Genomic DNA, 11,298 nt, shown 5'->3' on the forward strand with positions numbered 1-11,298 from the left:
AGACACCGCTCTGATGTCCGTTATCAATGCTTTGGGCGCGAGGTGCAAGTTCGATGCGGCGACTTACGATCTGATCGACTGCGCCTCCCTTGCAACGGCCCACATGAAGCCACTCAGCTCGCGGGCAATGGCGGTACAAACGACCGTCGTTCGCTTTCCTCGTCTGATTAACGTTCGATACCGCGCAGTCAACCGGCTCTGAGCCTTCCATGCTATCTCCCGCACTTTCGGAGGCGCTTGCTCCATACGGTACACCTTCCTCGCGCCGACCTTCGGTGGATGGCGATATGTCCAGGCGCTCTCGACCAACATGTGCCGAACGCGCCCATTGCCCGCCTTGGTGATTGAGCCCCGTCTGACCGTCTCACCCGTTGATCGCTCACCCGGAACCAGGCCGAGATAGCCCATCAATTGGCGGGAGCTTTAAAAGCGGGTCACATCACCGACCTCTGTTGCATAGGTGACGGCAACGATCAAATCGACCCCTCGTAACGTCTGTAGAGCTCGAACGACGCGCGCGAGAGACCAGGTGGGGATAAACTCTTCAATGACCTTCTCCAGTCGTTCGACACGCTCCTTCGAGAGGCGAACTGCCTCGACCATTTCCTGCAAAGCGATCTGATGCGCGGGGTGATCGAAGTGTTGATCCTGCAGCCAGCACAGATATCGCATCGTCCAGCCCTTCTTTCGTGGATAGATGCGACTATGCTTGAGCTTAAAGGCACTTACCTGTTGCCGATGAACCCGTAATGTCTAGACAGCAGCAGCTCGAGCACGAACAAGGTCGCGCATAGCCTCATGGCCCTCGTCGGGGACCCACACTGCCGTAAGCTCGCCGGCCCTCAATAGCCGGGCGAGCGCGAGTGCGTCTCGACGGTTCGTCTTCACCCGGTCGCCAGGCTTCCTCGGGATCAATGACGGGGCAACAACCATGCATTTATGACCAAGGGATGGATCAGCCGATAGAGGCCATAACCGGTAGGTCCGGCTTCATAGCAGAAATGCACGTGATCAAACTTCGCGGCTATTCGCTGAATTATGCGGCGCATGCTGCCATCGGAGGCGTCAACCTCGCCGAAGTAGCGCACCTCTCCGTCCCGGCCAGATTCGGCAACAGCAATCGCATTCTTCAGCTTGGCGACATCAATTCCGACAAAAGCTTCTCTATAATCTGCCATGGCTCGTCCTCCTGTGATGAGGATCGGCTCGGCCCGTCCGAGCAAACCTCGGAAGACCAGTGTAGGGCGAGCCACCTCAGGCGCAAAGACGGACATACGGTCTTACTTTAATTCATTGATGAACAATCGCTTTCACAACAGGTATAATCTATTTTTATTCTAAAGTTGTCACCAGACCAAACCCAAAAGCATCATCGAAATTGCAACAGAGCCAATATTCGGTTTCGATTAACACCCTTTTCCAAAATGAACTGGTAAGACACACCTATGGTTGAAAAATCGTCGCCCGATGCCATTCCATAAACATCCGGTGTTTTTGTGTAAGACTCAAATGTTCCCGAAAGCGTAATGTTGATCGAGCTTCCAGAGTTAAACGCACCGAGAATTCTGGGCTTCCATCGTCATTAAACGTCACCAATCCTGTATCAAAAGCAGCATCCCAGAGCGCAGACAGCAGTAAACCATTATGTACATCAAGCCGCTCGGCATCGTTGTCACAATCCTTCCAAGGCTTGATGTGGGAGGCTCGGAGAAGCGCTTTGTCCGTAATACCCGTCAGAGGGCAACGCCCCTGCCAGTACGCCATCAGCCGCTCGCGAAAGATGTTTTGCCCGACCCGTTGAACGACGAGCCGTTCCGCTTCGGTCGTTTTCGGCAGACCCTTCGTCTGGTATAAGAACTCGTGTAGCGGCGCATCCGGAAGACTGACGGCAAGTTCATAAACGCGCGGCATCGCGGCATACAGCATAGCTAGATCGGCGAACCGATAGCGCGCAAGCCCCGGCCCTCCTCCTTCAATCGGCTCCAAACCAATCTCTGCGACGATACCGGGGTGATCGATCGCGACTACCCAGCCTCCCTTATTTTCGCGTGCGAGCCAGAGTGAGCCTTGCGCAGTTGTCGAGGTGTAGTGCCGCCAGCCGTTAAGCTCCTCATGTGGCCGCCGGAATCCGTTCTGAAATGCTACCTTGTCGCATTCCTGACGGATGACAAAGGACTGCGGCGACTCGATCATAAGAAGTCCATTGCAAAGAGCCGCGCTTCAGGCGGCGTCGATGAAAGTTTGAGCCGCAACGCAGGATGATCAAGCGTGATCTGCGAGGGCGCCGTTGTTGTCGTGACGATATACTGGAATGGGGGCGGACTTCCCTTTTTCTCCAAACTAAGAGCGAAATCAAAAAGATTGGCGTAGATTCCGGCGTCTAGGTCTGCTTCGCGTGGGCTGTCGTGGATAAGAAAGGACGGCATGTCGGCCTTACCATTCACAGACAGGATCATTGCGGCGAGATCGAAGGCTACGATTTTGAACGACTCGACAGCGGCCGTTGATAGTCCCGCGCCACGTTGCAGCAAAATTTCTGGATGAAGGCCGTTGCCATCGAGCTTCATTTTACCAAAACAGCCTTTAGGCATCAGTGTGGCGACGAGTTGCCCAAAAAGCCCCGCTAGATCACCGATTGCTGCCGCGGCACGCTCTCGCTCAAGCGCCGTCTTCTGCCGCGCCCCTTCTAGTTTTTTGTCGATGAGAGCTAGGCGTTGAGCTATCCCAACACGATCCTTCAACTGAAGGTCAAACCAAGTTGTCTCTCTTACGAGTTCGCTCGCTCGGTTGACTGCCATATTAGTCGCCGACATCTGCTGTTCGAGCTGAGCAAATGAACCATCGATCTGAGCGATCTCTCGGTCTAGTCGAAGAATCTCTCGGTCTAGTTTGTCGATTTCTGCTGGCAAAGCGAGCTGCTGGCGCTCTAGCTCCTTTATCTGTTGCTCGGCCAGCGCAATCCTTGACCGCACTTCGTCGAGGTTGCAACGTTCCAATGAGATGCCGCATCCATTGGCCGTCACTTCATCTATGTCGACGTGACAAATTGCACAGCGGACAATGACGCCTGTTTCCAGCCTCGCCTGCTCGGTTCCCTGTTCAGCGCGGGCGGCAGCAACCTGACTCGGAAGGCTATGCAATAGGGCTTTCTTCTCAGCTCTCGCGTCACTGCTCTTGTTCCGTTCGGATTGCAAAATTTGGCGTTTCTCGCGCAGCCCGTCGCCTGGTCTCTGACCTTTTGCGTGCTCAGCACCAACGGCCTTTGCCAGCACTTCATTCGCCTTGTCGATGAGTTCCTTGCGGACCAATTCCTCGGTCGGATCACGCTCCTTCGGGAAAGAAAGCCTTTCACAAAGCTCAGAAAACCGTTGGTTTTGAAACCAGTCGAGATGACCAAGCTTCTCGCGCAGTTTGTCCCGCTCACGCGTGAGAACTCTGGCCTCGGCGGTGGCCTGGATTTCGTCAGCGGAGAGCGCGCGGATAGCAAGGCGCACCACAGTCAGCTTTGTTTCAAGAGAGAGCTCCTGTGCAGGTGATCCTGAGCCGGATCGCTTGGACCGCCAATCAAACACGTCATCCAGCCGACACTCTTGATCGCGGGTGAGCCATGCGAGCAAGACGTCCCAAACTTGTTCTGCCTTCAAGTTTTCAGGAACCTGATCTCGGTAGCGGGTACAAAAGCTCTCCGAAATCATGGGGGCAATCGTCGGAGGTACGGTGGCCACCAGAAGCTCGTCAAAAGTTTCCTCAATGCGCTCCGCGCGGGAGGCGCGTGACGGTAGGTTCATGCCGAAAGGACGGGTAATCACCCAGCATTCGTCATCTATGATTATCTCCGCCCCAACAAAACCATTGGGCAGCTTCTGCTGCATGAGTGGTCGCTGTTCTTCGTGGGAGAAGTGCCGCTCACCCAGGCAGTATCGGATCAGACGGCAGAATGTTGTTTTGCCACTGCCGTGAGGTGTGGCGCCAGTCCCGTTCGTCGAGAGATCCGGCGACCAGACAATATTGACGCCGCGCCGAAGCGGAATGTCACGCAGCAAGGTCTGAGGGTCCTGCCAGAGCGCTATGCGTCGAACCCACAGCCTTGGTCCTTGCTGACCTTCCGGCAAGGTGAGCTCAATTTCGGCCGGCTGAAACAGATCAGGCTGCAACACGGCCCTCCCGGATGAATGGTAGGATAACCGCAGGAACCCGCGCCAATCCCTGATCGAGACTTATGCCTTTGAGCCGAGACCAAGCGAAAAGTGCGCGACCGACAGCAGGATCATTTGCATTCAAGGTTGATCGATCGAGCCTCTTGCCTGCGCCCCAGAGGGTACCGTCGCTGGAAACATCAAGCACGGCCGATGAAACGAGGGCATTGAATGCTGTACCCCATGCAACATTTGTTGGCGGAACGAGCTGGGTCACTTTGCTCGGGTGTGCCACGAGACGTTGCCACTCGCGACGATCTTCTTCAGACAGAAAGCCATCAAGGAGAGCAGGCTGCAGGCAGGCCAGCGCGGCCAGCCGGACGCGACGCACGTCGGAAGGTTCCGGCAGAATACCCACTAGAGCGCGAAGCTGGGTGCGCACCCTGTCGTGTTCGTTATTAGCTTGCGACCAAGCCCAAACTGCATCCGGTAATTGTCCGAGCGACGGAAGCTCGATCGGATGCGCAGCAGCAAATATTGCTTCGGCCGTACCAAGAGTGGCACTTCCGTCTCGCTCTAGCCGATCCCATGCTTCCTCGATCAACCGCTGGGTTCGGAACTCCTTGAACTCGCGGAGTTCAGCGTTTCGAAGTGCTTTGAAGGTTTCCACTCCACAGTCCAGACCAAGGATGTTGTCGGGATCGAGGATGTAGAGCATTTCCTGCTTCGACTGGCCGAATACGTCGCGAGCAACAAGAACGTCGATCTCAGCGGCAACGACCGCACGCTGTTCGGGGTCTTCGACGATTGCATCGGGTGCTTCTAGGATGCCTGCCTTCACCGCCTGTGCCCTGAACTCCTCCATCTCGTCGCCTACGGCACAGAGCGAACAGACGCGGCTCGCAATGGCAGCGGCTGACGGGGTACGCGCGAAGTCGCGCGGAAAGGGCAGGCTGTCCATGATCGTGTAGGACATCTTTAGTGCAACCTTCTTTCTTACCAAGAAGTCCATCACGATCGAGTTGGCGACCCCAAGCCAAAGCAAGTGGTCGCGTGGATCAGCAGACAAGATGATCGTTGGCACCTTGTCCCCGCAGATCACCCCCGGCGGGATGAGCGCTGCGGTAAGCGCTCGTTGGTTCGTCGGGCTGGCGACGTCGCCGAACCCGATACGATAGCGATAAACCCGGCCCCCTAGCTTTTCTGGGATCCGATCTTCGACGATGCGCCATTGCGGCTGAATACGCTTTTCTGCCAACCCAAAAGGGAAGTCGTGCCACTCTGCCGACCGTCCTCGGCCGGATACATAGCCCTTGGCACGGTAGTCGTAGGCGTCAATCATCCGGCCTTCGAATACGGGAAGGCCCTCAGCCCCCTCCGTGAACAGCTCACGGTTATTGCCCATGTGAGCTTCGGCCATGTAGTGACGATGCGGCAAGTCTTCGATGTCCGCCCCGAACTTAGGATAAAGGGCATACATTCGGGCGCAGATGTCGATTTCTGACTGTGCGGCAAATTCCATCACCGCGATCGCCTCCGGCGAGAACTCTTCGACCACGGAAACCGGGATACGCAACCCACCGCCGGTCATAAACTCCTGCAACTTCTGGCTGGAGTTGACGCGGAAGGCCGCATTGAACTGCTCGGTCCTGCCGCCCTTCCAGGCGACGTAGAGGCAGAACTTCATACGAGTATCGATCTTGTCGAACCAGATGCCCTTGGTGTTTTCGAACCCGGCGAGGTGCTCCAAACGAAAGGCCGTGAGCAGTTCCCGCCGGATTGCTGTCGCGTTCGCCCCGTTGTAAAGGCCCTCGGGCACGAACTGGGCGGCAACCCGGCCCCGTCGTGTTGCGGCAAGGGCGGTTTCGACGAACATGCGGTAGACGTTGAAATCCCCCTTGCCCAGATTGCCCTCGGCAAACAGGCGGTATCTACCACTCGACTTGATGAAATGGACGGCCGCGTAGAGGTCCGAGCAGTGCTGCTCCCACTGTGCAGCAAGCACAGGATTGCTTAGCAGTCGGCCATAAGCTTCTTCCTGTTCTTCGGGAGACATGTGCCGGATGTTCGGCTCGTAGACCGAGAAGAACTCCTTGTAATCCGGGCTCATCGTGTCCCAGGGCGGATTGCCCAGAACAACATCGAACCCGCCCTGCTCGATTATGTCGGGAAACTCCAGCGGCCAGTGAAAGGCGCGGGCGCGGCGCGCGGCCTTGGGCGCGTCCATCATCGCCTGCCGGATCTTGCCCTGATTGAGGGCCATCCACAGTTCCTCAGTCGTCGGCACGGTGCGGCTTGATGCCCCTGCCGGCGCGCTGCCCATCTTAGGCAGCAGGAAGGCCGCGACATAAAGGTCTGCCGCCGCCTTGGCGCGGACAAAGGTCTGCTCCTTGCGCAGTTCCTTGAACCGCTTGGCCTTGGCGCCAATTTGTTCCACCGTATCCTCGGGCAGATCGCGGAAGCCTGAAAAATCCAACGCCAGCGGTTTCATCGCGGGCATTGACGCTTGGCCAGTGCCGAAGTCGAACCCGCCTTGGCCAAGTGTCGCGGCTCGATTGGCCTGCAGATAGTAGCGCGCCGTATCCTTGTTGTCGCCCGTCAACGGCTTGTAGGCAGCATCGGGGATGCCGTCCTGCAGCACCTTCAGGTCGAACACCCCAAGCAGCGCGTCGCCGCAGCGGATCTGCGCGTCAAAGAAGCCGAGGGGAAGGCCGGGGTCCACCGTCTCAATCCAGAGCGCTACCTTGGTCAGCTCCACCGCCATTGGATTGCGGTCCACCCCGTGGATACAGCAGCGCGCGACATCGCGCAGCGCATGGCGGAAATCCGCGAGCGAGGGCGTGCCCTCGGCCCGGATGCGCGCGAGCCGCGTGGCGATGCGGCGGGCGGCGGCCAGCAGGAAGTGGCCCGATCCGCAGGCGGGGTCGATGACTGACAGTTTCAGTAGCGCCTTAGCGGGATCGCCCGCCTCGGCCTCGGTCTTGTCGAGGACGGGATCGAGAGCGGTGTCGAGCAGCGCCTGAACCAGGCTGTCGGGTGTGTAATAAGAGCCGGTGGTCTTGCGCTGGTTGCCCTTCTGCTCGGCCGCCTCGGAGGCGAAGACAAGCGTCTTGCCATCGTCGCCGAATTGCGGCTGCAGCTCGAGAAGGGATTCGTAGACGGAGCCCAATTCCTCGGTCTCCATCGCGCGCCAGTTGACCGGCACCATGCCGTTCTTGTCCGCGAGCCAAGAGAGGCGGTAGAGCGCCTCCATGAAGGCGCGGTTGCGCAGCGTGGCGGTTTCGAGGTGTGGTAGTCTGTCTTCCGCGAAGAGCCCGCCGAGAGCGGGCAGCGCGAGGGCCGGCTGGCCATGCGTGAGGGCGTGGAAGACGACCTTCACGCCCTCGTAGCGGTCATGGTGCTTGTCCCAGGTGGCGGCACGGTAGCATTGCTTGCGTAGCGACTGTAGTGAGTAACCTTCGGCGTAAAGGGTTCGCGCCTCCGGTTTTGCCTTGTCCGGATGAAGCAGGTTCCGGTCTTCGGCCACCATGAGGAAGATTAGGCGGTAAACAAGACGCAGGAGCTCGTTGAACCACGCAGTGAGGTTCACTTCGCCGGATTGCAATTTTGCCGCAAGATCTGGGTTGGCTTCGAGGAAGCCGGAGCCGAGAAGCTTGAGAGCATCCTTAACCTGGTATGCCAGGCGATCACGCGCAGCTTCACCTTCCTTGGAGCCGGCGTCGCGCCAACGTTCAAGGGGGCAATCGGTGGCGGGGGTCTCTGCTGCGCCAAAGCGGGAGCGGTGGATCAAGAGCCAGAGCACAGCGAAGGAGGCAATGTCCTCGTTCGTAAACATCTGGGCGAGATCCGCCTCGATGTATGCGGGTCTGGTCAGCGAGGCATTATCACGCATCAAGCGCAACTGCATGCCGTTGGTCACGATGCCCCACAGGGCATCGTCACTGTCGTTCAGGTAGTCCTGGAGCGCGAAGGCCGGGGAGCGCGACCGATCTGTCGAGAGCGTCGGACTGCGGCGATCGATCTGCTCTTGAGGAGGGACAACCACCATGGGCACACGGCCAGACGCCGACAAAGCAATAGGCGCCAACGCGGCCGTCAGGTCGTCGTAGCCGAAGGTTTCCTTGAAGAGACCAGAGATGAAGCGAGTTGTCGTTGCCGCCGATGGATGCTCTATCTTCGCGAAGGCGTCAAAATGTGATTGCCCAACACGGAAGGCTGTTGCGATTTCCTCGCGGATCTGCAGCCCCTTTCGAACGGCATAATCTTCGGGCGTCTGCTCTGGCGCCTGACGTTGATCGATCTTGGCGATCATTGCAGGAGCGATCAGGTTGCCTTCGAGGCTCAGCGATGGCCAAGCCGACATATCAGTGATGGTCTTGCGAGCCATGATTACACCTCCCCCGGAACGAGCACGAAGAGGCCAATGACATCTGGGGGAATAACAGGTTCGACACTGATACGAGACGTCGAACCAGCGGCGGCGCGAAGACGTCCATGATCTTCAACCAATTCGCCCGCACGCTTTCGAACAAAGCCGGCAATCGGACCTGTGAGGAGATCCGGCAGAGCAGCCCGTGCCGAGTTTATCATGCGATCTCGAGCAACAGGCGCCAAGTCTGCGGTCGCGGGAGAGGCGAGTAATTCTCGCGCCTCGCTGCCGGAAGCGATGAGGGTGTTGATTTCGAGGGCAACAAGCGCCGCTTCTTCCGCCAGCAAAAGGCGCTCGCGCCTTGCATGAACCGTCAGTTTGTAACGGATGCGCAGAAGCGCAACCCGCGTCATCTGAGTTACCGCGGCACTCGGCCAGGCGCCGACACGACCTATGCCCAGGTCCGGGAGCGATTCACTGTCCAGTGAGGCCTCAAGAAGGCTTTCTGCCAAGGAAGATGTCAGCGGGTGCGTTCTAGTCAGGAGGGATGTCCCTGACGGCGCTGGCTCCTGCAGTGCAAGCTTGATGGATCCTGTGAGGCCACGTTGTTCCAACGTTTCCTTCAGACTGGGCTGAAGAGCATGGACATGTGCAAGCTGCAACGACTTCTTCTTTTCCAGTGGAACTCCGAACCGCGACATGGCGCGCTCGACAAATTCAAGCGTCTCATCCGGTGACCCAAGCAGGGATTTGACCTTCTCCCATTCGGGGGCGACCTCACTGGGCTTCATGGCATTTTGCGCAAAACGAGCACGTGACCGCTTTTCGTTTTCGCTTGCGTCTCGCCACCGGGTCTCCATCACCTGGATGCCGTTGGTTAGCTGCAGGTCGAGGGTGAGCTGTTGTTGGACTCCGCCACCGCGGCGAAGCATCATCGCGGCCATCAACGCATCGGTGACCGGTCCCCGCTCATCTGGTAGAGGAACAGTGACTCCGGTCGCCTTTCGGATTTCCTCTGCTTTTCGGAGAATCACGTCGAGCACGGCGCCGTCGATCGCGCTATCGGGCGAAAACATCATGATCGACCGCACGAGCTCGGCAGGTTGGCCAAAGCGATCCACACGGCCTTCACGCTGTTGATGGCGTGTCGGATTCCAAGAGAGATCATAGTGGATCACCGTGTCGAACAGTTGCTGAAGGTTAATACCCTCCGACAGGCAGTCGGTAGCAACGAGAATGCGCTGCTCATCAGTGTCAGAATTCACGGCCACCATTTGCGCAACGCGATCGCGGCGTTCGTCCGGTGTGAGCTCTCCCGTCACGGCTTGCACGTTCAGCTTCGGGAAGGTTTTGCGGAGCCCTTCCTTCACGTGTTCCGCCGTCGCGAGGTAGCGGCAGAAAACGACAGGGTTCGCGCCTTCCTTGATCAAAGGCTTGAGGGCCTTGATGAGGGCGTTCAGCTTGGGATCATCCGCTGAAAGAAGTGTGCTGGCCTTATCAAGCAGGCCTTGGAGCGCGGGATCGTTGGAGAAGACGGTGTTTGGCTCGATGTCGACAGCGTCTTCGTCATCGCCATCCTCGTCATAGATCTGCGGCTCGAGGCGCTCATCTTCGTTGGACGCCCGATTTCGCAGCGCACTCATTGCCGCAGCAGGAGATGAGCCGACACACCGCATCAGTGCCAGCGTGCCCCAGAAGGCAAGACGACGATCCTTCTGCGTATCTCCCGCCCGAGAGACGACAGCGAAGCAATAATCGAGGACAGCCTCATGAAATGCTCGATGTTCGTCGTTCAGACGGTACGAGTATTCGGTGGTCTCGTGCTTCGGGAAGGCACGGTTTTCGTCCCACGCCCCCTCTATGAGATCGACGCGTCGCCGCTGAACGAATTGTCTGGCAAGGCGCTCCCGGTACTTTGGGTCATCAAAGTTCACGGTACCGAACTCCTGGTCGATCAACGACAGGAGCCGGGCGAATGCCTCTTCATCTCCGGAATGCGGTGTTGCGGTCAACAGGACCAGCCGACGCTCCGGATCGCGTGAAAGACCCTGCAGCAAGTCGAAGCGCTGCTGCCTCCCTTTATGCGTCCCCACGCAGGCATGGGCTTCATCTATGATCACGAAGTCTGGGCACGCCCTGGCAAAACCATCGCGACGCTTTTCTGCCTTGATGTAGTCGAGACTGACGACTGTGAAGGGGTAAGCATCGAACAAGGTCTGCGCCAACGGCAGATTTCGCTCCAGACGTACGGCCGTCCCGGAGGTGACGGCAACAGCGTCAATCCCGAACCTGTCCTTCAGCTCGATGATCCACTGATCAACGAGATGAGGTGGGCATAACACCGAAAAGGCGTCGACCTCACCACGATCCATGAGTTCGCGAAGAATCAGGCCCGCTTCGATCGTTTTGCCGATTCCGACGTCGTCAGCGATCAGTAGGCGCGGCACCTGTAGACGCAAAGCCATCAACAACGGAACGAGTTGGTAGCTGCGCGGCTCGAATGCGAGCTGCGCGGCCGAGCGAAACGGCCCCGCGCCGCGACGAAGGGTCAGCCGGAGCGAATCCGCAAGGAGTGCCGCCTTTGACTGAACAGTCGGGCGAGCATCGTCCGGCAGGTCAAAGCGAGCAGCTTCGACAGGCGTCAGTTCGAGATCCGGTGCGAGAACAACGATGTCGTTTTCGTTACCTGAGAGTGGGCGTAGAGCGAGGAGCCCCTCCCCAGGTGCCGGCAAAGCTACCCATTCCCGGCCGCGTGCTTTGATTAGGTCGCCAGGAGTAAAATTCAGTGTCATA

Annotated in this window: 4 protein-coding genes and 1 pseudogene; all 5 read right to left on the reverse strand. The window is 58.2% G+C overall.

Translation table 11 applies throughout. The annotated features are described in order from the left end of the window. Nucleotides 1–63: 63 nt before the first annotated feature. Nucleotides 64–1,178: pseudogene (locus CEV34_RS20985) on the reverse strand (IS110 family RNA-guided transposase). Nucleotides 1,179–1,443: 265 nt separating this feature from the next. After that, nucleotides 1,444–2,193, reverse strand: a complete 750-nt coding sequence (locus tag CEV34_RS20990; RefSeq protein WP_094544442.1) for an HNH endonuclease — start codon at nt 2,191–2,193, stop codon at nt 1,444–1,446. Next, nucleotides 2,190–4,154, reverse strand: a complete 1,965-nt coding sequence (locus CEV34_RS20995; RefSeq protein ID WP_094544443.1) for a chromosome segregation protein SMC — start codon at nt 4,152–4,154, stop codon at nt 2,190–2,192. Before CEV34_RS20995 ends, CEV34_RS20990 begins: the two co-directional genes overlap by 4 nt. Then, entirely contained in the window at nt 4,144–8,523 is a 4,380-nt protein-coding gene (locus CEV34_RS21000; RefSeq protein WP_094544444.1) for an Eco57I restriction-modification methylase domain-containing protein, read from the reverse strand. The genes CEV34_RS20995 and CEV34_RS21000 overlap by 11 nt, the downstream gene beginning before the upstream one ends. Nucleotides 8,524–8,525: 2 nt before the next feature. Further along, nucleotides 8,526–11,297, reverse strand: a complete 2,772-nt coding sequence (locus CEV34_RS21005; protein WP_094544445.1) for a DEAD/DEAH box helicase — start codon at nt 11,295–11,297, stop codon at nt 8,526–8,528. Nucleotide 11,298: the final 1 nt, after the last annotated feature.

The organism is Brucella pseudogrignonensis (genome assembly GCF_002252525.1).
In the GTDB taxonomy this organism is placed as follows: Bacteria; Pseudomonadota; Alphaproteobacteria; order Rhizobiales; family Rhizobiaceae; genus Brucella; species Brucella pseudogrignonensis.

What these genes read in the sequence shown, in the direction of transcription:
- CEV34_RS20990 (WP_094544442.1), bottom strand. Translation starts at nt 2,193, where the DNA reads ATGATCGAGTCGCCGCAGTCCTTTGTCATCCGTCAGGAATGCGACAAG.
- CEV34_RS21000 (WP_094544444.1), bottom strand. Translation starts at nt 8,523, where the DNA reads ATGGCTCGCAAGACCATCACTGATATGTCGGCTTGGCCATCGCTGAGC.
- CEV34_RS21005 (WP_094544445.1), bottom strand. Translation starts at nt 11,297, where the DNA reads ATGACACTGAATTTTACTCCTGGCGACCTAATCAAAGCACGCGGCCGG.